Raw genomic sequence first — 25,990 nt, 5'->3', positions numbered from 1 at the left:
GTCCGATGGGCGCGATCATGCTACAGGGAACCGGATCGGACGTGGGCAAATCGGTGCTGGTCGCCGGATTGTGCCGGGCGCTGGTCCGACGGGGCTACAATGTGCGGCCGTTCAAGCCGCAGAACATGTCCAACAATGCGGCCGTCACCAGCGATGGCGGAGAGATTGGCCGGGCGCAGGCATTGCAGGCAGTTGCGTGCGGCGTGCCGTTACATAGCGACATGAACCCGGTGCTGTTGAAGCCGCAGGCGGACCGGACATCCCAGCTGATCGTCCATGGCCAGGTGCGCGGCACGTTGGGATCGGGCAATTTCCGTAGCGCGCGCGGCGAGCTGCTGGGTGCTGTGCTGGAAAGTTACGAGCGATTGAAGGCGCAATGCGACATTGTGGTGGTCGAAGGGGCGGGATCGCCAGCCGAGATCAATCTGCGTGCGGGCGACATTGCCAATATGGGTTTTGCGCGGGCGGCCAACGTGCCGGTCATACTGGTCGGTGACATCGACCGGGGCGGCGTGATCGCGGCGGTGGTTGGCACACGCACGGTGATAGACCCGGCGGACGCTGCGATGATCCGGGGTTTCCTGATCAACAAATTCCGTGGCGATCCTGCCCTGTTCGAGGATGGCTATGCCCAGATTGCGGCGTTGTCGGGCTGGCGCGGCATGGGGGTGATGCCGTGGCTGGACGCCGTGGCGCGGCTGCCGAGCGAAGATGCGGTGGTGCTGGAACGGCGCGCGCCGTCTGTCGATGCGCCGCTGGTCATCGCCTGCCCGGTGCTGCCGCGCATCTCCAATTTCGACGATCTTGATCCGTTGAAGCTGGAGCCGTCGGTCGAGTTGCGGATGATCGGGCCAGGGCAGGTAATCCCTGCCGATGCGGCGCTGGTGATCCTGCCGGGGTCCAAGGCGACGATCGCCGACATGCGCGCGATGGTGGCGCAGGGTTGGGACATCGACATTCGCGCGCATCACCGGCGGGGTGGCGCGGTGCTGGGGATTTGCGGCGGCTACCAGATGCTGGGACGGACGATCGGCGACCCCGAAGGGATCGAGGGACCGTCGGAGACCATTGCCGGACTTGGCCTGCTGGAAGTGGATACGCTGATGTCGTCCGGCAAGGCGCTCCATCAGGTACAGGGTCATGGGCTAGCAGCCGATTTTACCGGGTATGAGATGCATATGGGCGCGACCAGCGGGCCGGATTGTGCGCGGCCCTTTGCCATTCTGGACGGCGAGAGGACCGATGGCGCGATCAGCCGCGATGGGCGGGTGCTGGGCAGCTATGTCCATGGCCTCCTGGCCAGCGCGCCGCTGCGGAACGCATTGCTGCAGCGCTTGGGCGGGCAGTCGGCGATGGCCGACTATGCACAGACGGTCGAGGACGCCCTTGATGAGGTCGCGGCGCTGCTGGAGCAGCATGCCGACATCGACGCGATGGTCGCGCTGGCGATGGGGTGAAGGGGAAATGGTGCACCCGGAGCGATTCGAACGCCCGACCCTCAGATTCGTAGTCTGATGCTCTATCCAGCTGAGCTACGGGTGCGCTGGAAGGGAGACTGATCGCGGCTGGAAGCCAGGACCAAAAGCCCTTCGAATAAATGGTGCACCCGGAGCGATTCGAACGCCCGACCCTCAGATTCGTAGTCTGATGCTCTATCCAGCTGAGCTACGGGTGCACTGGAGTGGCGCGGATAGTAGGGCGCGCCGGATTGGGCAAGCCCCTTTTTTCACTTTTACCCGCCCTTCCCGCCTTTATGGGGCCACGGGGCAACTTTTGGCGTCATCCGCCGTTCGAGACGGTAATGAAAGGATGCCATCATGAGCTTCACCCTTAATGACATCGCCCTGCTGCTGATCGCGCTGGTCATTGGCCTGATCCTGGGCCTGATGATGAGCGGGCGCGGTAAATATCGCCGGGCCTGGCGGGACGAGCAGGCCGCCCATCGCGCGATGCTCAAGGATCGCGACGCGCAGTTGGAGGCTGCCAATGCGCGGATCGTCGCGCTGGAGAAGCGGACGCCAGCGGTTGATGCCGTGCCGGGCGCTGGCGTTGCCGCGGAAGGCGACGATCTGAGCCGGATCAAGGGCTTGAGCCAGTCGCAGGCAGCATCGCTCCATGAGGCAGGCTATCATCGCTATGGCCAGATCGCCACGCTGAGCAGCGAGCAGGAGGCGGCGCTGGAAGCGCGGCTGGGGCTGACGCCCGGCACGATCGCGCGTGAGGATTGGCGGGAGCAGGCGCGTGCGCTGGAAGGCGGCGGGCAGCGCAAGGGACTGTTCGGTCGGATCAATACGCCGGTCTGAGCCGGGCCGGGTCTAGAGCCGGTAAGAAAAAGGCGGGGTTTGCGCCCCGCCCTTTGCCTTAATTCTTGTTCGCCAGAGCGGCCTGCGCCGCGGCCAGGCGGGCGATCGGCACGCGATAGGGCGAGGCCGAGACATAATCGAGGCCGGTGGCCTCGCAGAAGGCGATCGAGGCGGGGTCGCCGCCATGTTCGCCGCAAATGCCAAGCTTGATGCCGGGGCGGGTCTTGCGCCCGCGTTCGGCGGCAAGCTGGATCAGTTCGCCTACACCCTCGACATCGATGCTGACGAAGGGATCACGGGCGAAGATGCCCTTGTCCACATATTGGGTCAGGAACCGGCCAGCATCGTCACGGCTGATGCCGATCGTGGTCTGGGTAAGGTCGTTGGTGCCGAAGGAGAAAAATTCGCCGACTTCCGCGATCTCGCCTGCCTTAAGCGCGGCGCGGGGCAATTCGATCATCGTGCCGACCAGATATTCGACGCTGTCGCCCTGTTCCGCGAACACTTCGGTCGCGACCCGATCGACGATCGCCTTCATCAGTTCCAGTTCCTTGCGGGTGGCAACGAGCGGGATCATGACTTCGGGGATCGGCGCTTCGCCACCGCGCTGCTTGACGATCAGCGCCGCCTCGAAGATCGCGCGGGCCTGCATCTCGTAGATTTCGGGATAGGTGACGCCCAGGCGGCAACCGCGATGGCCCAGCATCGGGTTGAATTCATGCAGTTCGTTGGCGCGACGCTTCAACAGTTCGACGCCGACGCCAGCCGCCTTGGCCACTTCCTCAAATTCCGCCTCGGCATGGGGGAGGAATTCGTGCAGCGGCGGATCGAGCAGGCGGATGGTGACGGGCAGGCCCGCCATCACCATGAAAATCTGCGCGAAATCGTCACGCTGTTCGGGCAGCAGCCGGTCGAGCGCGACGCGGCGGCCCTTTTCGCTGTCGGCCAAAATCATTTCGCGCACGGCGGTGATGCGGGCCGCGTCGAAGAACATATGTTCGGTGCGGCACAGGCCGACGCCTTCCGCGCCGAATTCACGCGCGACCTTGCAGTCCTGCGGCGTTTCGGCGTTGGCGCGGACCTTGAGGCGACGCACCTTGTCGGCCCAGACCATCAGGGTGCCGAAGTCGCCGGCCAGTTCGGGCTGAACGGTCGGGACTTCGCCCGCCATCACTTCGCCGGTCGAACCGTCGAGCGTGAGGATGTCGCCTTCCTTGAGTTCACGGCCACCGACGCGCAGGATCTTGGCGCTATTGTCGATCGAGATGCCGCCAGCGCCGGACACGCAGGGGCGGCCCATGCCGCGGGCGACGACGGCAGCGTGGCTGGTCATGCCGCCGCGGGCGGTCAGGATGCCTTTGGCCGCGTGCATGCCGTGAATATCCTCCGGCGAGGTTTCCACGCGGACCAGGATGACGGCGTCGCCCATTTCGTTGCGGCGCTCGGCCGTATCGGCGTCGAACACGATCAGGCCCGACGCAGCGCCGGGGCTGGCGGGCAGCCCCTTGGTCAGCACGTCGCGCGGCGCCTTTGGATCGAGCGTGGGGTGAAGCAACTGGTCGAGCGCGGCGGGATCGACGCGGGCGACGGCTTCTTCTTCGGTGATCAGCCCTTCATGCGCCATGTCCACGGCCATTTTGAGCGCGGCCTTGGCGGTGCGCTTGCCCGACCGGGTCTGGAGCATCCACAGCTTGCCCTGCTGCACCGTGAATTCGATGTCCTGCATGTCGCGATAATGGGTTTCGAGGATCTGGAACACCTTGGCCAGTTCGGCATAGGTTTCCGGCATCGCCTCTTCCATCGACAGCGGCTTGGCCCCTGCCCGTTCGCGCGCGGCTTTGGTCAGATATTGCGGGGTGCGAATGCCTGCGACGACGTCTTCACCTTGGGCGTTGATCAGGAATTCGCCATAATAGACATTCTCGCCGGTCGACGGGTCGCGGGTGAAGGCGACGCCGGTGGCGGAGGTTTCGCCCATATTGCCGAACACCATCGCCTGCACATTGACGGCAGTGCCCCATTCGCCGGGGATGTTGTTGAGGCGGCGATAGACTTTCGCGCGTTCCGACTGCCACGACCCGAATACGGCGCTGATCGCGCCCCAGAGCTGGTCATGGACGTCCTGCGGGAACGGCTTGTTCCACAGCTTTTCCACCAGCGCCTTATATTCGGCAACCAGCGCCTTCCAGTCGTCCGCCGTCATTTCGGTGTCGAGGGTGTAGCCCTGATCTTCCTTGGCGATTTCCAGCGCTTCTTCGAACGCGCCATGGTCCAGTTCCAGCACGACGTCCGAATACATCTGGATGAAGCGACGATAGCTGTCCCAGGCGAAACGCTCGTCGCCCGACGTGTTGGCGAGGCCGACGACGGTTTCGTCGTTAAGGCCAAGGTTGAGGACCGTGTCCATCATGCCGGGCATCGAGGCGCGCGCGCCGGAGCGGACCGAGACGAGCAACGGATCGGCAGCGTTGCCGAACGTCTTGCCGGTGATGCTTTCGATGTGGGCGAGGCCAGTGGCGACTTCCGCCTTCACGCTGTCGGGATAGACGCCGCCATCTTCATAATAGCGGGTGCACATGGCCGTCGTAATGGTGAAGCCCGGAGGGACAGGCAGGCCGATCGCGGCCATGCCGTCGAGATTGGCGCCCTTGCCGCCCAGAAGATTGCGGTCCCCCTGACCGCCATCATCGACGCCGCCGCCAAAACGATAAACATAGCGCGTTGCGGTCGTCGTCATCATGCCCTCTTCTGTATTCTTCATTCCCGGCACTCCCTGCACTGATTGCCGATTATATTGCATCGCAACAATCCGACATGCATAGCCAGATCATGCGCGTTCGAATAGGATTATTACGCCTTAACTTCGTACTTTTCCCGGCAAACATGACATTTTATTACGTCACCCGGTAATTTTCGAAAAGTCCGCCACACTGTGAACGGCGTCGCGGACCCGCGCCAGAAGGGCGAGGCGGGCGGCGCGCTTGTCCGCATCGGGATCATTGACCGTCACGCTTTCAAAGAAGGCGTCGATGGGCGCGCGGAGCGTTGCAAGGGCCGCCATCGCACCCTCGAAATCCTCCGCCGCCACCGCCTGAGCCGTGCGCGGTTCCGCCACGTCGAGCGCGGCGATGAGCGCAGCTTCGGCTATTTCGGGGGTGTAGGAAAGAGGCCCGTCATTCCCGCGAAGGCGGGAATCCATCGCCGCCGCTGTGTCTGATTGCTCGGTTGGGAGATGGGTCCCCGCCTTCGCGGGGATGACGGTGGTGGGTTGGGCAGGCGCTTCCTTCTTGAGGATGTTCGCGGCACGCTTGTAGCCCGCCAGCAGGTTCGCGCCGTCATCGGTCGCGACGAAGGACTGGAGCGCATGGACGCGGGCGAGCAGGCGGAGGACTTCCGTCTCCTCTTCAGCCATGAAAACTGCCTCTATAAGATCATGGCGAACGCCTGCCGTGCGCTGTTGAACCTTCAAGCGCTCAATGAAGAAATCAAACAGATGAAATACCGCTTCTGGATCTCCATCTGCAGTTCGCTGTTTTTCGGCAAGCGCAGCAATGAACAGCTTTTCGAGAGGAAAGCGCACATTATTTTCGACCGCTGAACTAATCAGACCCAACGCAGCGCGACGAAGGGCGAATGGGTCTTTAGAACCGGTAGGCCTCTCGCCGATGGCAAAAAAGCTGCCAATCGTATCCAGCTTATCCGCCAAACTCACCGCTACCGTGACCGGCGCTGTCGGCACGTCGTCGCCTTGGCCGACCGGCTTGTAATGGTCGCGGATGGCGTCGGCTACGGCGTCGGGCAGGCCTTCGGCGCGGGCGTAGTAGCCTCCCATAATGCCTTGCAGTTCGGGGAATTCGCCGACCATTTCGGTGACGAGGTCGGCCTTGCAGAGCATTGCCGCGTCATACGCAAGCTGCGCCAACTGCTCTTTCGTCATGCCAGTGGAAGCTGGCATCTCAGGCGTTGGTGTGCTGCCGCCTGAGACCCCAGCCTTCGCTGGGGTGACGGTGGTGGCGGGGGTGGTTGGGGTGACGATGCCCTCTTCCACCAGCCAGCGGGCGAGGTTCGCCACGCGCTCGACCTTGTCGGCGACGGTGCCGAGTTTCTCGTGGAAGGTGATGCGTTCCAGCTTCTTTGCGTGATCTTCCAGCCGGGTTTTGCGGTCCTGTTCCCAGAAGAAGCGCGCGTCGGAGAGGCGTGCGGCCAGTACCTTGCGGTTGCCCGCGATGATCGCCGCGCCGCCATCCTTCGCCTCGATATTGGCGGTGCAGATGAAGGCGGGGGCGAGTTTGCCCTGCCCGTCGCGCAGCACGAAATATTTCTGGTTGATGCGCAGGGTCAGCTGGATGACTTCGGGCGGCACCTCCAGGAAGGCGGGGTCGAAATCGCCCAGCAGCGGGACCGGCCATTCGGTGAGGCCAGCATTTTCCGCGATCAGCCCCTTGTCCTCGACCACGGTGTAGCCGTGGGCGGCGGCGGCCTGCGCCGATTTTTCCGCTATGATCGACTGGCGTTCCTGATGGCTGACGATGACATGGCAGGCGCGCAGCTTTTCGGCGTAATCGCTCGCGCCCCCGATGGTGATCTCGCCGCTATGGTGGAAGCGGTGGCCGAGCGTGGCGTAGCCGGACTGGATGCCGTCGACTTCGCAGGGGATAAGGTCTTCGCCCAATATCGCGACGATGGCCTGCAACGGGCGGACCCAGCGCAGGCTTTCGGTGGTTTGGGACGCGCTGCCCCAGCGCATGGATTTGGGCCAGGGGAAGGCGCGGATGATGGCGGGGATGGCCTGCGCCAGCACGTCTGCGGTCGCGCGGCCCGGCTTGTTGATGACGGCGAACCAGACGCCGTCGCGATCCTCCAGCTGGTCCTGGGTCAGGCCGGTCTTGCGCAGGAAGCCTTCGAGCGCCTGGGGCGGCGCGCTGGTGCGCGGGCCTTTATGTTCTTCGCTGACGGCGGCGGTTTCCAGCGGCAGGTCGCGGGCGATGAGCGCCAGGCGGCGCGGCGTCACGAAACTGTCGATCGCGCCGGGGGTGAGGCCGGACTTGGCCAGTTCCTCGGAAAACAGGCGGGCGAGATCGTCGCTGGCCTTCAATTGCATGCGCGCGGGAATTTCCTCGCAGCGCAGTTCGAGGAGGAAGTCAGTCATTGGTCATACCCACATGTAGAAAATCCTCCCCTTGCAGGGGAGGTGTCTGGCGCAGCCAGACGGAGGGGTGTCGCCTTATCGACAGGGCAACACCCCTCCGTCACGCCTCCGGCGCGCCACCTCCCCTGCAAGGGGAGGATGTTAAGTGCTGAATTCACGCCGTCCATCCGTTGGATTCCATCCATGCTTCGCAGCTGCCCTTGGCCATGTCGCGGACCTGGCCCATGTAGCTGGCGCGTTCCTGTACGGAGATGACGCCGCGGGCCTGCAGCAGGTTGAAGGTGTGCGATGCCTTGATCGCCTGCTCGAACGCGGCGAGCGGGACGCCATTGTCGATGCACTGGCGCCATTCGGCCTGGCAATCCTTGAACCAGCGGAACAGTTTTTCGGTGTCGGCGACCTCGAAATTCCATTTCGACATCTGCTTTTCATTGTCGAGGAACACGTCGCCATAGGTGACGTCCGCGTCGTTGAATTTCAGGTCATAGACGCTGTCGACGCCCTGAATATACATGGCGAGCCGTTCAAGCCCGTAGGTGAGTTCGCCCGCGACCGGCTTGCAGTCATAGCCGCCCATCTGCTGAAAATAGGTGAACTGGCTGACTTCCATGCCGTCGCACCAGACTTCCCAGCCCAGCCCCCAGGCGCCCAGCGTCGGGCTTTCCCAGTCATCCTCGACAAAGCGGATGTCGTGGACCAGCGGGTCGATGCCGATTTCCATCAGCGACCCCAGATAGAGATCCTGAAGGTTGGCGGGCGACGGCTTCATGATCACCTGATATTGGTAATAATGCTGGAGCCGGTTGGGATTTTCGCCATAGCGGCCATCGGTCGGGCGGCGGCTGGGCTGGACATAGGCGGCGTTCCACGGCTTTGGCCCCAGCGCGCGCAAGGTGGTTGCGGGGTGGAAGGTGCCAGCGCCCACTTCCATGTCATAGGGCTGGAGGATGACGCAGCCCTGTTTCCCCCAATAGGCATGGAGGGTCAGGATGAGATCCTGGAAGGAAAGCGCTTTGCCTTCGGCCACGGGTGATCCTTGCGATATGACGGTTTATCTTGGCGTCGCGCATTGGCGTATGGGGCTGATACGGTCAAGGGAAACGCGCGCAAAACAGGGTTAAGCAGCTTGCCCTTGGGCCGCCCTGCACGCATGTGTGCGGCATGAAGATGCTTCGTTTATGCGCCGCTGCGCTGTTGATGATGAGTGGCGTGGCGCAGGCGCGCCCTGCCACGCCCGCCAATATCGTTGCCACCCCCGCCCTGTGGCGGGTGCAGGATGCGGACACCACCATCTACCTGTTCGGCACCGTCCATGTGATGAAGCCCGGGATCGACTGGTTTCGCGGCGATGTGAAGGCCGCGTTCGACGGGGCGGACGAGCTGGTGCTGGAGATTATCGAGCCGGACGATCCCAATGTCATGGGCGCTGTCATGATGAGCAAGGCGGTTGCGGGCGACGGGGTGGCGCTGTCGGACCGGCTGGACGACACGGCGCGGGCGAAATATCGCGCGGCGATGGAAGCCAATGCGATGCCGTGGCAGGCGTTCGAGCGCTTTGCCCCGTGGATGGCGGGCATGGCGCTGTCGGTCGCGCCGCTCCAGAAGCTGGGCTACCGCGCCGATCTGGGCGCGGAGAAGATATTGCGCGCGGCGGCGGTGAAGGCGGGCAAGCAGGTCGAGGCGCTGGAGACGGTCGAGCAGCAGATCGATTTCTTCGCCACGCTGCCGATGGCGCAACAGATCGAATTTCTGAACGCGACGGTCGATGGATTGCCGGAGATGGAGGGCGAGTTTGCCAAGCTGCTGCGCTATTGGCAGGCGGGCGACCCCAAGCGGCTGGCCAGGTCGATGAACGAATCGCTCGAAGCGACGCCGCAGCTGGCGCAGACATTGCTGATCGGACGCAATGCGAACTGGGCGCAGTGGATAAAGGGGCGGATGGACCGGCCCGGCACCGTGTTCGTGGCCGTGGGCGCTGGGCATCTGGCGGGCAAGGGCAGCGTGCAGGATCAGTTGAAGGCGCTGGGCATCAAGACCCGGCGCGTGAAGGAGTAAGCGGGGATGCGGCTGTTCACCCGATTTCTGGCGCATTTTCTGGCATTCTGTGCGCTGACGCTGGTTGCCGCCTGTGGCGGTGACCCTGCCCCATCGCCCGCGGCAAAGGAAGGCCCGGCGCTGTGGCAGGTGCAGCGCGGCGACATGAAGGGATGGCTGTTCGGCACCATCCATGTGCTGCCCAAGGGGGTAGCGTGGGAGACGCCGACGATCCGCGCAGCGATGGCCAAGGCCGACCGGCTGGTGCTGGAGGCGGCGGATTTGCAGGACGAGGAGAAAACGCTGGCCCTGTTTGAATCCATGGGGCGCAGTCCGGGCCTGCCGCCACTCGAAGCGCGCGTGCCGGACAAGGAGAAGGCTGCGCTGGACAAGGCGATCAGCGATGGCGGGACCAGCACGCAAATATTGTCAGGCTATGAAAGCTGGGCAGCGGCGATGCTGCTGTCGGCGGCGACGCAACAGGAGCTGGGCGTCAGTCAGGATGACGGGGTCGAGCCGGTACTGATCGCGGCCTTCACAAAGGCAGGCAAGCCGATTGGCGGGCTGGAGACGATCGAACGGCAGTTCGGCGCGTTCGACACGCTGCCGCAAGCGGCGCAATCGCGCCTGCTGGTGCAGACCGTGCATGAGGCCAAGGATATGAAGGGGCTGTATGACCGCATCCTCAAGGCCTGGAGCACGGGCGACATGGAAGCGATCGCCAGGGAGGACCAGATTGGCGAGCAGCCCGACCCAGTGGTCGAGGAGGCGGTGCTGGTGGCGCGCAACCGCGACTGGGTGAAGGCCATCGAACCGATGAAAGGCGCGCCGTTCATCGCGGTGGGCGCCGGACATCTGACGGGGCGGGAGAATCTGATCGACCTGCTGAAGGCGCGCGGGTTTGCGGTGACGCGGGTGCAGTAGGCGCTTTGTGCTCCCGCGAAGGCGGGAGCCCAGTCGAGACGTATGAACTGGGCTCCCGCCTTCGCGGGAGCACCGCGTGTTGGCCCGCTTGCTTTCTGGGACTTTTCTGCTAAAGGGCGCGCTCCCGCTATGGTCATCCCTGGAGGCGTGGCGGGAAAAGTAACTCAAACCAGCTTTTGGAGACACGCAATGAGCGAGCAGCTTACGCTGTCGGCCGAGGCACGCGATCGGGCAGGCAAGGGAGCCTCCCGCGCCCTCCGCCGTGAGGGCCGCGTACCCGCCGTCATCTATGGAATGAACGAAGAACCCCTGTCGATCCATGTCGAGGAAAAGCTCCTCAACAAGCTGCTCGGCACCGGCCACTTCTTCAATTCGGTCATCATGGTCGAAGTGAACGGCAAGACCGTCCGCACCCTGCCCAAGGATGTGGCCTTCCACCCCGTTTCGGACCGTCCGCTGCACGCCGACTTCCTGCGCGTTGCCGAACATGCCAGCGTGACCGTCGCGGTCCCTGTGCGTTTCGAAAATGAAGCCGCCTCGCCCGGCCTCAAGAAGGGCGGCGTGCTGAACGTCGTTCGTCATGATGTCGAACTGGTCGTCGATGCTTCCGAAATCCCCGACGATGTCGTGGTCGACCTGACCGGCTTCGAAGTCGGTGATTCGATCCACATCAGCGCGGTGACGCTGCCCAAGGGCGCGAAGCCCGCGATCGAGGATCGCGACTTCACGATCGCGACCATCGTCGCCCCGTCGGCTCTCAAGAGCGCCGAAGGTGAAGGCGAGGCCGAGGCGGAAGCCGAATAAGCCTTTCGACCGTATAACGGTTCAGCTCAACCCCGTTCGGGCTGAGCCTGTCGGACCTGGCGGTTCGACAGGCTCAGGGCGAACGGGGTTTTGTCGTGAAGGAGCAAGGGACGATGCAAATCTGGGTGGGCCTGGGCAATCCGGGCGCGCAATATGCGATGCACCGGCATAATGTCGGCTTCATGGTCGCAGACCTGATCGCGGACCTGTATCGCTTCTCCCCGCCCCGCAAGCAGTTCCAGGGCTGGACCCAGGAAGGGCGGATCGGGCCGGAGAAGATACTGCTGCTGAAACCCGCGACATTCATGAATGAAAGCGGGCGGGCGGTTGGCGATGCTATGCGCTTCTACAAGCTGACGCCGCAGGACGTGACCGTCTTTCACGACGAACTGGACCTGGCGCCGATGAAGGTGAAGGTGAAGCGCGGCGGCGGCAATGCCGGGCATAACGGCCTGCGATCGACCGACGCGCATATCGGCGCGGATTTCCGCCGGGTGCGGATCGGCATCGGTCATCCGGGGCACAAGGACCGGGTGCATGACTATGTGCTGGGCAATTATCACAAGAGCGAGAGCGACGCACTGGCCGACATGCTGGGCGCGATCGGCGCGGAAGCGGAATGGCTGGCGAAGAATGACGATGCGCGGTTCATGAACGAAGTCGCGCTGCGGCTGGCGGATTGAGCGGACGGGCAGGCAATAACTGCATTGCGAATTGTCACAACGCCGGGCCATAAGGGCGCGGGACATTGCGTCTTGCAGGGGGTTACCGGGTGATTCAGACAGTTTCGACCACGCCGTTCAACGATCAGAAGCCGGGAACGTCGGGCCTGCGCAAAAAGGTGAAGGTCTTTGCCCAGCCCCATTATGCCGAAAATTTCGTCCAGTCCGTGTTCGACAGCCTGGAGGGCTTTGCCGGGCAGACGCTGGTGGTGGGTGGCGACGGACGCTATCTCAATCGCGAGGTCATCCAGATCGTCCTGAAAATGGCGGCGGCCAACGGATTTGGCCGGGTGCTGGTGGGTCAGGGCGGCATTTTGTCGACGCCAGCCGCGTCGCACCTGATCCGCGCGTCGGGCGCTTTTGGTGGGCTGGTGCTGTCGGCCAGCCACAATCCGGGCGGACCGGACGAGGATTTCGGGATCAAATATAATGTCGGCAATGGTGGCCCGGCGCCGGAGAAGGTGACCGATGCGATCCATGCGCGCACGCTGACGATCGACCAGTATCGCATATTGGACGCCGCCGACGTCGATCTGGACCATATCGGCACGAGCCGGATGGGCGACATGCTGGTCGAGGTGGTCGATCCGGTCACGGGCTATGCCGACCTGATGGAGCAATTGTTCGATTTCGGCGCGATCCGGGCGATGATCGCGGGCGGGTTCACGCTGGCATTCGATTCCATGAGCGCGGTGACCGGACCCTATGCGGTCGAGATATTCGAGCGGCGGCTGGGCGCGCCCGTGGGCACGGTGATGAACGGCACCCCCCTGCCCGATTTCGGCCATCACCATCCCGACCCCAATCTGGTCCATGCCAAAGAGCTTTACGACAAGATGATGGCCGTCGACGCGCCCGATTTCGGCGCGGCATCAGACGGCGATGGTGACCGCAACCTGATCATCGGACGGCATTGCTATGTGACGCCGTCGGATTCGCTGGCGGTGCTGGCCGCGAACGCGCATCTCGCGCCCGGTTACAAGGCGGGGCTCAAGGGCATTGCGCGGTCGATGCCGACCAGCGGCGCGGCCGACCGGGTGGCGGAGAAACTGGGCGTTGCGCTCTACGAAACGCCGACCGGCTGGAAATTCTTCGGCAATCTGCTCGACGCAGGCATGGCGACCATCTGCGGCGAGGAAAGCGCTGGCACCGGGTCCGACCATGTACGCGAAAAGGACGGCATCTGGGCGGTGCTGCTATGGCTGAACATCGTCGCGGCGCGCCAGCAGAGCGTGGCGGCGATCATGGCCGATCATTGGGCGACCTATGGCCGCAACTATTATGCCCGGCATGATTATGAGGCCATCGCCACCGACCGGGCTGATGCGCTCATGGCGGCGCTGCGCGGCAAGATCGACAGTCTGGCGGGAACGGGCAACAGCGGCGGGACGATCAGCGCGGCGGATGATTTTGCCTATACCGACCCGACCGACGGATCGGTGAGCCGCAATCAGGGCGTGCGTATATTGTTCGAGGATGGATCGCGGGTCGTGTTCCGCCTGTCGGGCACCGGCACGCAGGGGGCGACGCTGCGCGTCTATATCGAGCGGTACATGGCGCCCGATGGCGACCTCAATCTGGCGACGGGGGACGCGCTGGCCCCGCTGGTCGCCGCCGCGCAGGAACTGGCCGACATTCGCGGCTATACCGGCATGGACGCGCCGAGCGTCATCACCTGATCGGCCCGATATTGTCGCCGATGGGGCAAAGGCTGGCCAATGCACGGCGAAACCGCTATCGGGCGCGCCATCGGATTTGAAGTGAAGGCAGTCAAATGGGTTTTCGTTGCGGTATCGTCGGGCTTCCCAATGTGGGCAAGTCCACCCTGTTCAATGCGCTGACCGAAACGCAGGCGGCGCAGGCGGCGAATTATCCCTTCTGCACGATCGAACCTAACGAGGGGCGCGTGGCTGTGCCGGACCCCCGGCTGGAGACGATCGCGAAGATTGGCGGGTCGCAGAAGATCATCGAGACGCAGCTGGCGTTTGTCGACATTGCCGGCTTGGTGCGGGGCGCGTCCAAGGGCGAAGGGCTGGGCAACCAGTTCCTGGCCAATATCCGCGAAACCGACGCCATCGTCCATGTGCTGCGCTGTTTCGAGGATGACGACATCACCCATGTCGAGGGCAAGGTCGACCCGATCGCCGACGCCGAGACGGTCGAGACGGAATTGATGCTGGCCGATCTGGAAAGCCTGGAAAAGCGCGTGCCCAATCTGCTGAAGAAGGGCGCGCAGGGCGACAAGGAGGCGAAGGCCGCCGCTTCCGTGCTGGGGCAGACGCTGGAATTGCTGCGCGATGGCAAGCCTGCGCGCCTGACCCAGCCGCGCGATGACGAAGAAGCACGCCTGTTCGCGCAGGCGCAACTGCTGACGGCCAAGCCCGTCCTCTATGTCTGCAATGTCGAGGAAGGCGCGGCGGCGCAGGGCAATGCCCATTCCGCACGGGTGTTCGAAAAGGCGGCGGCGGAAAATGCCAGCGCGGTCATCGTATCGGCAGCGATCGAGGCCGAACTGGTCACCATGCCGGTCGAGGAACGCGGCGAATATCTGGAAGCCCTGGGGCTGACCGAAGCGGGCCTCGCACGGATCATCCGGGCGGGCTATGAGTTGCTGGGCCTCATCACCTTCTTCACCGTGGGACCGAAGGAAGCGCGTGCCTGGACCGTGCACAAGGGGTCGAAAGCCCCGCAGGCGGCTGGCGCGATCCATACAGATTTCGAAAAGGGCTTCATCCGCGCCGAAACCATGGCCTATGCCGACTATGTCCAGTTCAATGGCGAGGCGGGTGCCAAGGAAGCAGGCAAGTGGCGGTCCGAAGGCAAGGACTATGTGACGCAGGACGGCGACATCATGCTGTTCCGGTTTAACGTGTAGAAACCCCAACGTCGCCCCAGCGCAGGCTGGGGCCTCGTGAGGCAGCGCACTAACGCCTGAGATGCCAGCCTTCGCTGGCATGACGGCTTTGGAGGATGCGATCCAGCGCAAGGCAGCCCTCCCGCCCAGCGTCGATGCCGACACCCGGCTGCTGATCCTGGGCAGCCTGCCCGGCGATGTGTCGATCGCGCGGCAGGAATATTATGCGCATTCGGGCAATGCGTTCTGGGCGCTGATCGGCGATGTGCTGGACGAGGCATTGGTCGGGCAGCCCTATGCACTGCGGCTGGAGCGTTTAAGGGTGCGGGGCGTGGGGTTGTGGGACGTGATCGCCAGCGCGACCCGGCCCGGCAGTCTGGACAGCGCGATCAGCGATGCGCAGCTTCGCGATCTGGGCCAATTCGTTGCGGCCCTGCCCGCGTTGCAGGCGGTCGCGTTCAACGGCAGGACGGCGGCGGTGCATGGACGACGGCAATTGGCGGGGCGGGACGACCTGACGCTGATCGACCTCCCCTCCTCCAGCGGCGCGCATGCCACGTTGTCGCGCACGCAGAAGGCGGAGCGGTGGCGGGTCTTGCGCGCGTGGATCGTCTGACGTGCTTGCGTCGATCTGTCATATTGCGAAGCTAGGGCAGCAGGCTAAGACACAGTCGTAAAACAGCCATACAGAAAGTCGCCGCCATGTTTTCCCGTCGCCAGTTACTGACCGTTGCCACGACGGCGCCGCTGATCGGCGCGCCCGCATTGTTGAAGGCGCAAAGCTGGTTTGCGGGCTACCCCTTTGCCCTGGGCGTCACGTCGGGCGATCCGGCGGCGGACGGTTTCGTCATCTGGACCAAGCTGGCCCCCAAGCCGTTCGAGCCGCATGGCGGCATGCCGATGGTGCCGCTGCCGGTGAAATGGGAAGTGGCGAGCGACGACAGGTTCAAGACCATCGTGGCTTCGGGCGAGGCGACGGCACGGCCAGAACTGGGCCATAGCGTCCATGTCGAGGTGACGGGCTTGCAACCCGACCGGCCCTATTGGTATCGTTTTGCCCTGGGCAGCGACCAGTCGTCGCGCGGGCGGGCGCGCACTTTGCCGCTGGCGTTGGCCAGTCTTGCCAGCCTGAAATTCGGGGTCGCGGGCTGCCAGAATTATGAGGATGGGCTGTTCACTGCGTTCCGCCATCTGGCGCGCGAGGATGACCTGAATTTCGTCTTTCACTATGGCGATTTCATCTACGAATATAAACAGCGCGGCCCCGATTATGACAAGGACGGGTTGCCGGAGGATCAGGTCCGCCATCATATCGGCCAGGATTGTTTCGACGTGGCCGATTACCGGCTGCGCTATGCGCAATATCTGAGCGACTATGACCTGCAGGCCGCGCGCGCGAACCACACATGGTTTTCGACCTTCGACGATCATGAGGTCGAAAATAACTGGGTCGGCGACCATGACTGGAAGGATGTGCCGCCGGAGATTTTCCGCCTGCGCCGTCAGGCCGGGTTGCAAGTATGGTATGAATATATGCCGGTGCGCGCCGCGATGCTGCCGCGCGACGGCATCATCACCAACATGTATCGCGAGGCGCGCTTTGGCGACCTGCTGTCGATCGACTTTCTGGACACCCGCTCCTTCCGCAGCGACCAGCCGTGCAACGACGGGTTCAAACCCTATTGCCCCGGCATTGACGACAGCAAGGCGACCGTCATTTCGGCGCAGGAGGAAAGCTGGCTGGTCGATAATCTGAAGCGCGGGCGGACCAAATGGAATTGCCTGGCGCAGCAGGTGATGATGATGTCGCTCGACCGGCGCCGCTATGCCGACGAGAAGGCGAAAATCTATAATATCGACAGTTGGGCCGGCTATAGCGTGCCGCGCAACCGCTTGCTGGCCAAGATGCGCGGGCTGGACAATGTGATCGTGCTGACCGGGGATGAGCACCAGAATTTCGCCGGGCTGCTCGACAATGGCGACAAGACCGTGGCGGTGGAATTTGTGTCGACCTCCATCTCGTCGGGCGGCAACGGGTCCGATCTGCGGACCGGCAGCGACATGATGCTGAAGAACAATCCGGAGCTGAAATTCATCAACGACCAGCGCGGCTATCTGGTGTGCGAAGTGACGCCCGATGCCTGGACGACGAAGGCGCGGGTGGTGGATCAGGTATCCACGCCGGGCGGCGCGATCAGCACGCGCGCGACCATGACGGTGCCGCGCGGCCAGCCTTCCCTCCAAATTAGTTGACATTGACGTAAACGTAAGTTCGCATTAGGTCCGTCATGAAAGGAAATATCATGGCGGACGCGACAGTCTATTTCGAGGATATTGCGGTGGGCGATAGCATCGCCTTTGGTCCTCGGACGGTGAGCCGGGAGGAGACGATCGCCTTCGCCGCCGAGTTTGACGCCCAGCCCTTTCATCTGTCCGACGAGGCAGCCGCTGCCACCCATTTCGGCACGCTGTCGGCCAGCGGATGGCACACCACCGCCCTGTTCATGAAGATGTTTGTGACCGAGATGCAGCGCGATCCGGGGCGGCAGGCGGCGAGTCTGGGCGCGATGGGCGTCGACGAGCTTCGCTGGCTGCGCCCGGTGCGGCCCGGCGACACGCTGCGCGGCACCAGCGAGGTGATTGCCAAGAAGGCGTCGCAAAGCCGCCCGGAAATGGGCATCGTTCACAGCAAGGTGACGATCCTCAATCAGGATGACGACGCGGTGCTGACCATGATCCCGATTGCATTGTGGCGGACGCGGCCGGTTTGATTTTGGGGGAGGTGCGCACCTCTTGATCCTCCCCTTTAAGGGGAGGTGTCGGGCCGCAGGCCAGACGGAGGGGTGCCTCCCTATCGATAGGGCGACACCCCTCCACCATTCGCTTCGCGAACGGTCCCCCTCCCCTTGCAGGGGAGGATTTTGTAACGCTATCCGACCGGCTGGTTGGCCAGCGCGTCGGCCGCCATCACCCGCACATCGGCGGCTTTCGACCCCGCAATCTGCACCAGATGCCGACCGGCGGGGAGATCGAACCACACGATCTTGCGGATGCCCGAACAGTCCGGGCCATGACCATGTTCGACCGAGGCCATCGCCTGCGTGCCGGTGATGACGTCAACCCAGGCCGGGCCATCTAGTGCGATCCCGACCCGCGCCGCCTGCTTGAGCGACAGGGTGAAGAGACCGCCATGCCCATCTTTCGCCCCTTTGCCCGGCGGCGCGGCGAATTGAACATGGGCGGCGGGCGTCAGCGTGGCGGTGACCGGCTTTCCCAGGATCAGCGCGGGTGCGCCATGAGCCTGAACGCCCGCCTTTGCCCGTCCGCTCTGGGTCCAACTGGTCCAGGGTTCGGCCAATGGTGCGGGTGCTGTGCATTGCGTGGCGGCAACCGGGGCTGCGGCAAGCAGCAAGGCGGCGAGGATCGTCATTAGATCACTTCCTTCCGAACAATTTTTCTATGTCGCCATGGCCCAGCTTCACCCAGGTCGGGCGGCCATGGTTGCACTGGCCAGAGCGTGGCGTGACTTCCATTTCGCGCAGCAGGGCGTTCATTTCCGCGACGCTGAGCACCCGGCCTGCGCGGACTGATCCGTGGCAGGCCATGGTCGCGGCGACGAGATCCAGCCGTTCCTTCAGCGACAGGGCGCTGTCATAGGCGGCGAGATCGTCGGCCAGATCCTTGACGAGGCCCTGGACATCCGACTGACCGAGCATCGCCGGTACGGCGCGGACCAGCATGGCGGACGGGCCGAAGCGTTCGAGGTCGAGGCCGAAGTCGTGCAATTCGGGGGCGCGCGATTCCAGCCGGTCGCAGGCGGGTTCTTCCAGTTCGACGACTTCGGGGAGCAGCAGCGCCTGCGACTGGACGCCCTGCCCTTCCATCGCCCGGCGCATCCGTTCCAGCGTCAGCCGTTCATGGGCGGCGTGCTGGTCGACGATGACCAGGCCGTCCTCCGCTTCCGCGACGATGTAAGTGCGCGCAACCTGGCCGCGCGCGACGCCCAGCGGGAAGCTCTGCCCTTCCGGGGCGGGGGCCATGGCAGGTTCGGCGCGCGCCTGCGGCGGCGGGGTCATGAAGCTGGAACGGCGATCGCCGAAGGAAGATGCGGCGAGCGGGTTGTAGCTGACCGCCGCGGCGTCAAAGATCGGCATCGCGCCGATCGGCGTGGGCGAGACGGGTTCGGCGCGCCAGGCGGACAGCGCGGCGGGATCGGCATTCTGGACCGCGCGAAAGCCCTGTTCGTCGAGCGCGCGGCGCAGGCCCGAAATGATCATGCCCCGGATCATCGCGGGATCACGGAAGCGCACCTCCGTCTTGGCGGGATGGACATTGACGTCCACATCGAGCGGCGGGACGTCGAGGAACAGGGCCACCACCGGATGCCGATCGCGCGCCAGCATGTCGGCATAGGCGCCGCGCAACGCGCCGATGAGCAGCCGGTCGCGCACGGGGCGGCCATTGACGAACAGATATTGATGATCGCCCACGCCGCGGTTGTAGGTGGGAATGGAGGCGACGCCCGACAGGCGCACGCCTTCGCGTGCCAGGCTGATGATGACATGATTGTCCGCCAGCGCCCGGTCCGTCAGCGCAGCCACCCTTTCCTCCCGCGCATGGCCCGCCTGCACCCCCAGCGTCCGGCGACCGTCATGTTCCAGCGCGAAAGCGACCGCGGGATGTGCCATTGCGAGACGGCGGACGATGTCGAGACAGGCGGCATATTCTGCCTTGGCCGATCGCAGGAATTTGCGGCGGGCGGGCACCTTGGCAAAAAGCTGTTCGATGGTGACGCGGGTGCCGGGGGGCAAGGCGGCTGGCCCCTCCGCCACCAATTGCCCATTGTCGACCGTGCGGTTCCAGCCCTCCCCGCCCTGCCGCCGGCTGTCGATCGACAGGCGCGCGACGCTGGCGATGGACGGCAGCGCTTCGCCACGGAAACCCAGAGTGGCCACATTTTCAATGGCATCGTCATCGGGCATCTTGGATGTCGCGTGCCGTTCCAGCGCCAGCGCCATGTCGACCGAATCCATGCCGACACCGTCGTCGCTCACCTCGATCCGGTCGAGTCCGCCGTTCGACAGGCGGATGGCGATGCGAGTCGCGCCAGCGTCCAACGCATTTTCAACAATTTCCTTGAGCGCGCTGGCGGGTCTTTCAACCACTTCACCGGCAGCGATACGATTGACCAGATGTTCGGGCAGGCGGCGTATTGACATTGATTAGGGACTAGCCCAATCGGTCGCTTTCCGCGACCCGCGACGCCAAATATTTTGCACTGCACAGGACAACTGAACAGGGCAGAAGCCATTTAGCGCAGTGATGAACGGAACAGCTTTCCGACCGGTCCCCCAGTCGCGTCGCGGGGACGGCGGGCGATACAGGATAAGGCATGTCGATCTTCTCGCGTCTCTTCAAATTCACTTCGCAGGATATGGCCATCGACCTGGGCACCGCCAATACGGTGGTCTATGTGCGCGGTCGCGGCATTGTATTGAACGAGCCGTCGGTGGTGGCGGTCGAAACGCTGAACGGCGTGAAGCGGGTGAAGGCGGTCGGCGTCGACGCCAAGCTGATGATGGGCAAGACCCCGGATTCGATCGAGGCCATCCGGCCACTGCGTGACGGCGTGATCGCCGACATCGACGTCGCCGAACAGATGATCAAGCATTTCATCACCAAGGTGCATGGCGGCAAGCACAGCCCCTGGCGCGCGCCTGAAATCGTGATCTGCGTGCCGTCCGGCTCCACCAGCGTCGAGCGTCGCGCCATTCGCGATGCCGCCAGCAATGCCGGTGCGCGGCAGGTGTTCCTGATCGAGGAACCGATGGCGGCCGCGATCGGCGCGGACATGCCCGTGACCGAGCCGATCGGTTCGATGGTTGTCGACATTGGCGGCGGCACCACCGAAGTCGCCGTGCTGTCGCTGCGTGGCCTGGCCTATACCACCAGCGTGCGCGTGGGCGGCGACAAGATGGACGAAGCGATCGTGTCCTTCGTGCGTCGTCATCACAATCTGCTGATCGGCGAAGCCACGGCGGAACGGATCAAGAAGCAATATGGCATCGCCCAGTCGCCCGCCGACGGCGTGGGTGAGACGATCCATATCAAGGGCCGCGATCTGGTGAACGGCGTGCCCAAGGAAATCAGCATCAATCAGGGCCAGATTGCCGATGCCCTGGCCGAACCGATCAGCACGATCGTGGAAGGCGTGCGGATCGCGCTGGAAAATACCGCGCCCGAACTGGCCGCCGACATTGTCGATCAGGGCATCGTCCTGACTGGCGGCGGTGCGTTGCTGCATGGTCTGGACGACGAATTGCGCGACGAAACCGGCCTGCCCGTCACCATCGCCGAAGACCCGCTGACCTGCGTGGCGATCGGCACCGGCCGTGCGATGGAAGATCCGATCTTCCGGGGTGTATTGCAAACCGCCTGATCGTTAGGCCAGAGCGAAAGGGACGCGTAGATGGCGCGGCCACCCAGCCGACGCCCCGGACACAACCGGAAGGCGCAATATAGCCTGTTCGCCAGCTATGTGGTGGCGGTCACCGGCGCAGCGATCGGGCTGTTGCTGATCGTCGTCGCGATCTTCGATCCCACCGGGTTTGCAGGTATTCGCGCAGTTACCGCCGAATTGACCCGCCCTGTGTCCGTGGGCCTGAAAAACATGGTGAGCGGGGTCAGTTCCATCGACGAAGTGCTGGCCGCCTATTGGCGCGCGGGGTCGCAGAATGTCGCGCTGCGCCGCCAGGTGGAGGCGGATCGCAATCGCATCATCGAAGCCAAGGCCGTGGCGCAGGAAAATGCGCGGCTCAAGAAATTGCTCAAGCTGGTCGATGAGGATGCCAGCCAGTTGTTGACGGCGCGGCTGATCAGTTCCTCCTCCAGCAGCGCGCGGCGCTTCGCTCGCCTGAATGCGGGGCGGTGGCAGGGCGTGCAGCCGGGCATGCCGGTGCGCGCGACGGAAGGGCTGATCGGACGGGTGCATAGCACCACGCCCAACACGTCCGACGTCCTGTTGCTGACCGATAGCGGCAGCATCGTGCCGGTGCGGCGGGCGAATGACAATGTGCCCGCCATCGCGACCGGGGCCGGCGACGGATCGCTGGAAATCCGGTCGCTGTCGGCCGGGCGCAATCCGTTCAAGCCGGGCGACCTGCTGGTCACATCGGGCATTGGCGGCATATATCAGCCCAACATTCCCGTCGCTGTCGTCGTGCGGGTGCAGGGTGAAATCGCCTGGGGCTTCCCGCTGGCCAACCCATCGCGCGTCGATGCGGTCGTGGTCGAGCGCGCGTTTGAACAAGTCGTAACACGCCCCGACCCAGGCGCCCCCGCCGCGGCGGAGGGCGCAGAGCCGGGCAATGTAGCGACGCCATGATCGACCGGCACCTTCATTATGTGCCGCGCCTGGGGCGGAACCCGTCCCGATTTCGGCTGGCGGGAATCCCGGTCATCACCGTCATGCTGGGATCGTCTGTCACGGCGCTGCCGGTGATCGCGCAATCGCCGGTCATGCCGCCCTTTGGCCTGCTGTTTCTGCTATCCTGGCGATTGCTGCGCCCGGAATTGTGGCGGGCGTGGATCGGCCTGCCGCTCGGCCTGTTCGACGACATGATGAGCGGGCAGCCGATCGGTTCCGCCATGTTCCTGTGGACCATCATGCTGATAGGCGTCGACGCGGTCGAGCATCGCATGATATGGCGTAGTTACCGGCAGGACTGGCTGATCGCCGGTTTCGCCATTATAGTCTGCATGGCCGGCGGGCTGTTCTTTGCCCGCATCACCGGCGGAGGCGATGTGAGGTTGCTGTTGGTCGCGCCACAGATGTTCTGGACGATATTGTTGTTTCCCTTCGTCGTCCGGCAATGCGCGCGGATCGACCGCTGGCGCGTGATGGCATGAAATTTCCCGGTTCCAAACGCCAGATCATCACCGAAGCCGCCCAGTCCTTCACCTTCACCCGCCGCACCATGGTGCTGGGGGCGCTCCAGGGGGCGGTTGGCGCCGTGCTGGCCGCGCGAATGGCGTGGATCAGCGTGGCGGAGAATGAGAAATATTCGCTCCTGTCGGAGAGCAACCGCGTCAACCTGACGCTCATTCCGCCACGCCGGGGCTGGATCATCGACCGCCATGGTCGGCCGCTGGCCAACAACCGCACCGATTTTCGCGTCGACCTGATCCCGCAGCGGGTGGTCGACGCCGATGCGACGGTGAAGCATCTGGCGCAATTGCTGAGCCTGGAGCCGGACGAGGTCGATCGCATTCGCGAGGAACTGGACAAGTCGGCCGGGTTCCGCCCGGTGCAGGTCGCCGACAAGCTGACCTATGACCAATATGCCGCCGTCAGCGTACGCCTGCCCGACCTGCCGGGCGTTGCGCCCAGCCAGGGCTTTTCGCGCCATTATCCGGGCGGGTCCACAGTCGGTCATTTGCTGGGCTATGTCGGCGCGGCGACGGCGGAGGAATATAAGGAACGCAAGAATCCGCTGCTGATCACGCCGGGTTTCAAGGTCGGCAAGGACGGGCTGGAACGCGCGTTTGACGAACATCTGACCGGCAAGCCAGGGGCCAAGCGGGTCGAGGTGACGGCGCGCGGCAAGATCGTGCGGGAACTGACCACCCGACCCGATACGCCCGGCCATTCGATCAAGCTGACCATCGACGCGGGATTGCAGGAATATGCCGGACGGCGGCTGGCGACGCAGAGCGGCTCCGTCGTCGTCATCGATTGCGCCAATGGCGATGTGCTGGCGATGGCGTCGATGCCCAGTTTCGATCCGAACAGTTTTTCGGACGGCATCAGCCATATGGAATGGGCGATGTTGTCGCAGGATGACCATGTCCCGTTGCGCAACAAGACGTTGCAGGGGCTTTATCCCCCCGGATCGACCGTCAAGCCGATGGTGGCGCTCGCGCTGCTGGAAGCGGGCATCGGGCCGCAGGAAACGGTCGGTTGCTCCGGGGCGCTGCGCGTCGGCAATACGCTGTTCCACTGCCACAAGCGGCGCGGCCATGGCGCGGTCAACATGCGGACCGCCATCGCCCAGAGCTGCGACATATATTTCTACCAGATGGCCCAGCGCATCGGCATGGACCGGATCGCGGCGATGGCGCGTCGGTGCGGCATGGGCCAGCGTTTCGACCTGCCCTTCCCCAGCCAAAGTTACGGCACGGTGCCCGACCCGGCCTGGAAGCTGAAGAAATATGACCAGAAATGGCAGGTGTATGACACGGTGAACGCCACCATCGGTCAGGGCTATATGCTGATCAATCCGCTGCAAATGGCGGTGATGGCCGCGCGGCTGGCGACCGGCAAGCAACTCATGCCCAATTTCCTGCACGGCGCGAAGCGTCCCGAGCCTGCGTTGGTCGGCGCATCCGAAGAGCATCTGGTCGTCATCCGCGATGCGATGAGCGCAGTCGTCAATGGCGGCGGCACGGGCGGGGCCGCGCGCATGTCGATCCCCGGCGTGCTGATCGCCGGCAAGACCGGCACCGCGCAGGTCCGGCGCATCACCATGGCCGAGCGCGCGGGCGGGGTACGCGGCAACAGCTCACTGGCGTTCAAGCTGCGCGACCATGCCCTGTTCCAGGGGTTCGCGCCGTTCGACAATCCGCGCTATGCGGTCGCCTGCATCATCGAACATGGCGGGCATTTGATCCGTAACGAGGACGCGCCGATGATCGCCAGCGATACGCTGTCCTATCTGTTCGATCCCAAAAAGGCGATGGAGAAGCTGGAGACGCTGGAAAAGGGCTGGGGCGGCACCCCATCGGAAAGGCAGGCGCGGCAAATGGGCGCGTTCCGGCTGGCCCGCGCGATCGAGAAGGGTGAAGTCCCGCCACCTGCCGCCGACAATGGCAGCAACGCAGCAGCGGCGGGCAACAGCGCCACGCCAGCACCAGCGGCACCACCAACCGACGAGTCGGACGACGCCCCTCCTCCCCCCGGCAGCAATGCGGCGGATGTGCCATGAGCATCATTCCCCAGCCCATCACTCAATTCCCCTGGCGCGTCATGGCGCTGCTGCTGGCCATCGCGGTTTTCGGTACGCTGGTCCTCTACAGCGCGGCGGGTGGCAGTATCTTCCCCTGGGCGACCAACCAGGCGGTGCGCTTCTGCATATTTTCCGCGATGGCGCTGGTCCTTAGCCGCATCCCGCTGGAAATCTTCGCGCGTTTCGCCTTTCCCGCCTATGGCGCCATTCTGGTGGCGCTGTTTCTGGTCGAGTTGATCGGCGGGGTTGCGGGGGGAAGCCAGCGCTGGATCAATCTGGGCTTCATGCAGCTTCAGCCATCCGAATTCATGAAGCCGGTCATCGTGCTGGCCGTGGCGCAATTCTATGCGCGCCTGCCGGTGGGCGAAATCCGCAGCTGGAACGCGATCTGGCCCGTTCTCTTGCTGATCGGCATGCCATGGTCGCTGGTGTTGATCCAGCCGGACCTGGGGACCGCCACGATGATCCTGGCTGGCGGCGTGACCGTCATGTTCCTGGCTGGCTTGCCGCTGCGCCTGTTCATCGGATCGGGGCTGACCGTGGCTGCCATCGTGCCGATCGCCTTCAGCTTCCTGCACGACTATCAGAAGAAGCGCGTCCTCATCTTTCTGGACCCGGAAAGCGATCCGCTGGGCGCGGGCTATCATATCAGCCAGTCCAAGATCGCAATCGGTTCGGGCGGTATCTGGGGCAAGGGATTTCTGCAGGGATCACAAAGCCATCTCGACTATCTGCCCGAAGGCCATACCGATTTCGTTTTCGCCACCATGGCGGAGGAATGGGGCATGGCTGGCGGCCTGTTGCTGATCGGCGCGTTCATGCTGCTGTTCCGCTGGGGCCTGCGCGTGGCGATGCGTACGAACGACCGCTTCGCCCGACTGGTCGCGGCGGGGCTGACCACGACGATCTTCTTCTATGTCGCCATCAACCTGATGATGGTGATGGGCCTGGCCCCGGTGGTGGGCATCCCCCTGCCCTTCATGTCCTATGGCGGATCGTCGATGCTGACCGTCATGCTGTGCGTGGGCATCATCATGGCGATCGACCGCTCCAACAGCCGCGCGAACAACCCCCGAAACTGGGGCTGAAGCCGCCCCCGCGCAATATTTCTGCAACCCAACGCAATTTAGGGTTTGCGAATCCCGATGACGCTGCTAATTGCCCGCCCACGCCAACGGGCACTGGTCATCCAGACC

At 64.0% G+C, this 25,990-nt stretch carries 21 protein-coding genes and 2 tRNA genes; 16 read left to right on the top strand and 7 right to left on the bottom strand.

What is annotated here, in order from left to right:
• The first annotated feature begins 5 nt into the window (after nt 1-5).
• On the top strand, nt 6-1,457 hold the full coding sequence (locus CJD35_RS12660; RefSeq protein ID WP_017182916.1) for a cobyric acid synthase: 1,452 nt from the start codon (nt 6-8) through the stop codon (nt 1,455-1,457).
• Between the two features lie 8 nt (nt 1,458-1,465).
• Here the strand turns inward: CJD35_RS12660 and CJD35_RS12655 are convergent.
• A tRNA-Arg gene (locus CJD35_RS12655) sits at nt 1,466-1,542 on the bottom strand.
• Nucleotides 1,543-1,598: 56 nt separating this feature from the next.
• Nucleotides 1,599-1,675, bottom strand: a tRNA-Arg gene (locus CJD35_RS12650).
• A gap of 142 nt (nt 1,676-1,817) precedes the next feature.
• On the opposite strand from CJD35_RS12650, the gene CJD35_RS12645 reads away from it, so the two are divergent.
• Entirely contained in the window at nt 1,818-2,303 is a 486-nt protein-coding gene (locus CJD35_RS12645) for a hypothetical protein (protein ID WP_017182917.1), read from the top strand.
• Nucleotides 2,304-2,361: 58 nt separating this feature from the next.
• On the opposite strand, the gene ppdK is transcribed toward CJD35_RS12645, so the two are convergent.
• From ppdK to CJD35_RS12630, 3 genes are all read right to left on the bottom strand, one after another.
• Nucleotides 2,362-5,064 carry a pyruvate, phosphate dikinase gene (ppdK, locus tag CJD35_RS12640; RefSeq protein WP_017182918.1) on the bottom strand — a complete coding sequence of 901 codons (2,703 nt, stop codon included), beginning with the start codon at nt 5,062-5,064 and terminating at the stop codon, nt 2,362-2,364.
• 138 nt (nt 5,065-5,202) lie between these two features.
• Nucleotides 5,203-7,452, bottom strand: a complete 2,250-nt coding sequence (gene glyS / locus CJD35_RS12635; RefSeq protein WP_086485637.1) for a glycine--tRNA ligase subunit beta — start codon at nt 7,450-7,452, stop codon at nt 5,203-5,205.
• A 154-nt stretch (nt 7,453-7,606) separates the two neighbouring features.
• On the bottom strand, nt 7,607-8,479 hold the full coding sequence (locus tag CJD35_RS12630; protein ID WP_095687098.1) for a glycine--tRNA ligase subunit alpha: 873 nt from the start codon (nt 8,477-8,479) through the stop codon (nt 7,607-7,609).
• Nucleotides 8,480-8,613: 134 nt separating this feature from the next.
• Between CJD35_RS12630 and CJD35_RS12625 the strand changes: the two genes are divergently transcribed.
• The 9 genes from CJD35_RS12625 (at nt 8,614) to CJD35_RS12585 (ending at nt 17,561) form a co-directional block, all read left to right on the top strand.
• Nucleotides 8,614-9,507 (top strand): TraB/GumN family protein, encoded by an 894-nt coding sequence (locus CJD35_RS12625; RefSeq protein ID WP_017184733.1) that lies wholly within the window; start codon nt 8,614-8,616, stop codon nt 9,505-9,507.
• Between the two features lie 6 nt (nt 9,508-9,513).
• Complete coding sequence (locus tag CJD35_RS12620; protein ID WP_017184734.1) at nt 9,514-10,410, top strand: TraB/GumN family protein; 897 nt, start codon at nt 9,514-9,516, stop codon at nt 10,408-10,410.
• A 189-nt stretch (nt 10,411-10,599) separates the two neighbouring features.
• Nucleotides 10,600-11,214, top strand: a complete 615-nt coding sequence (locus tag CJD35_RS12615) for a 50S ribosomal protein L25/general stress protein Ctc (protein WP_017183664.1) — start codon at nt 10,600-10,602, stop codon at nt 11,212-11,214.
• A 113-nt stretch (nt 11,215-11,327) separates the two neighbouring features.
• Nucleotides 11,328-11,897 carry an aminoacyl-tRNA hydrolase gene (gene pth / locus CJD35_RS12610; protein ID WP_017183663.1) on the top strand — a complete coding sequence of 190 codons (570 nt, stop codon included), beginning with the start codon at nt 11,328-11,330 and terminating at the stop codon, nt 11,895-11,897.
• Between the two features lie 89 nt (nt 11,898-11,986).
• Complete coding sequence (locus CJD35_RS12605) at nt 11,987-13,615, top strand: alpha-D-glucose phosphate-specific phosphoglucomutase (RefSeq protein ID WP_017183662.1); 1,629 nt, start codon at nt 11,987-11,989, stop codon at nt 13,613-13,615.
• 95 nt (nt 13,616-13,710) lie between these two features.
• A complete protein-coding gene (gene ychF / locus CJD35_RS12600) occupies nt 13,711-14,811 on the top strand; it encodes a redox-regulated ATPase YchF (RefSeq protein WP_017183661.1) in 1,101 nt (366 codons plus the stop codon).
• Nucleotides 14,812-14,890: 79 nt separating this feature from the next.
• Complete coding sequence (locus tag CJD35_RS12595; RefSeq protein ID WP_037514823.1) at nt 14,891-15,406, top strand: DNA-deoxyinosine glycosylase; 516 nt, start codon at nt 14,891-14,893, stop codon at nt 15,404-15,406.
• Between the two features lie 86 nt (nt 15,407-15,492).
• Nucleotides 15,493-17,043, top strand: a complete 1,551-nt coding sequence (locus CJD35_RS12590) for an alkaline phosphatase D family protein (RefSeq protein ID WP_017183659.1) — start codon at nt 15,493-15,495, stop codon at nt 17,041-17,043.
• A gap of 50 nt (nt 17,044-17,093) precedes the next feature.
• The gene (locus tag CJD35_RS12585; protein ID WP_017183658.1) at nt 17,094-17,561 is read left to right on the top strand and encodes a MaoC family dehydratase; all 468 of its coding nucleotides are present in this window, start codon (nt 17,094-17,096) and stop codon (nt 17,559-17,561) included.
• A gap of 158 nt (nt 17,562-17,719) precedes the next feature.
• Here CJD35_RS12585 and CJD35_RS12580 read toward each other — a convergent pair whose 3' ends face one another.
• Together CJD35_RS12580 and mutL are read right to left on the bottom strand one after the other, a co-directional pair.
• Nucleotides 17,720-18,220, bottom strand: coding sequence for a hypothetical protein (locus tag CJD35_RS12580; protein ID WP_017183097.1), 501 nt, complete (start codon nt 18,218-18,220; stop codon nt 17,720-17,722).
• Between the two features lie 4 nt (nt 18,221-18,224).
• On the bottom strand, nt 18,225-20,009 hold the full coding sequence (mutL, locus tag CJD35_RS12575; RefSeq protein ID WP_017183096.1) for a DNA mismatch repair endonuclease MutL: 1,785 nt from the start codon (nt 20,007-20,009) through the stop codon (nt 18,225-18,227).
• Between the two features lie 173 nt (nt 20,010-20,182).
• On the opposite strand from mutL, the gene CJD35_RS12570 reads away from it, so the two are divergent.
• Genes CJD35_RS12570 through rodA form a run of 5 tightly spaced genes read left to right on the top strand, consistent with a single transcriptional unit; the run spans nt 20,183 to nt 25,882 of the window.
• Entirely contained in the window at nt 20,183-21,229 is a 1,047-nt protein-coding gene (locus CJD35_RS12570; protein ID WP_017183095.1) for a rod shape-determining protein, read from the top strand.
• Nucleotides 21,230-21,259: 30 nt separating this feature from the next.
• The gene (mreC, locus tag CJD35_RS12565) at nt 21,260-22,174 is read left to right on the top strand and encodes a rod shape-determining protein MreC (protein ID WP_017183094.1); all 915 of its coding nucleotides are present in this window, start codon (nt 21,260-21,262) and stop codon (nt 22,172-22,174) included.
• Nucleotides 22,171-22,698 (top strand): rod shape-determining protein MreD, encoded by a 528-nt coding sequence (gene mreD / locus CJD35_RS12560; RefSeq protein ID WP_017183093.1) that lies wholly within the window; start codon nt 22,171-22,173, stop codon nt 22,696-22,698. The genes mreC and mreD overlap by 4 nt, the downstream gene beginning before the upstream one ends.
• Nucleotides 22,695-24,773, top strand: a complete 2,079-nt coding sequence (mrdA, locus tag CJD35_RS12555; protein WP_026002376.1) for a penicillin-binding protein 2 — start codon at nt 22,695-22,697, stop codon at nt 24,771-24,773. The genes mreD and mrdA overlap by 4 nt, the downstream gene beginning before the upstream one ends.
• Complete coding sequence (rodA, locus tag CJD35_RS12550; RefSeq protein WP_095687097.1) at nt 24,770-25,882, top strand: rod shape-determining protein RodA; 1,113 nt, start codon at nt 24,770-24,772, stop codon at nt 25,880-25,882. The genes mrdA and rodA overlap by 4 nt, the downstream gene beginning before the upstream one ends.
• The last annotated feature ends 108 nt before the right edge of the window (nt 25,883-25,990 follow it).

This window comes from Sphingobium xenophagum, assembly GCF_002288285.1.
In the GTDB taxonomy this organism is placed as follows: domain Bacteria; phylum Pseudomonadota; class Alphaproteobacteria; order Sphingomonadales; family Sphingomonadaceae; genus Sphingobium; species Sphingobium xenophagum.
The sequence above is the reverse complement of the archived record's forward strand: the minus strand, read 5'-3'. Positions and strand labels throughout refer to the sequence as shown.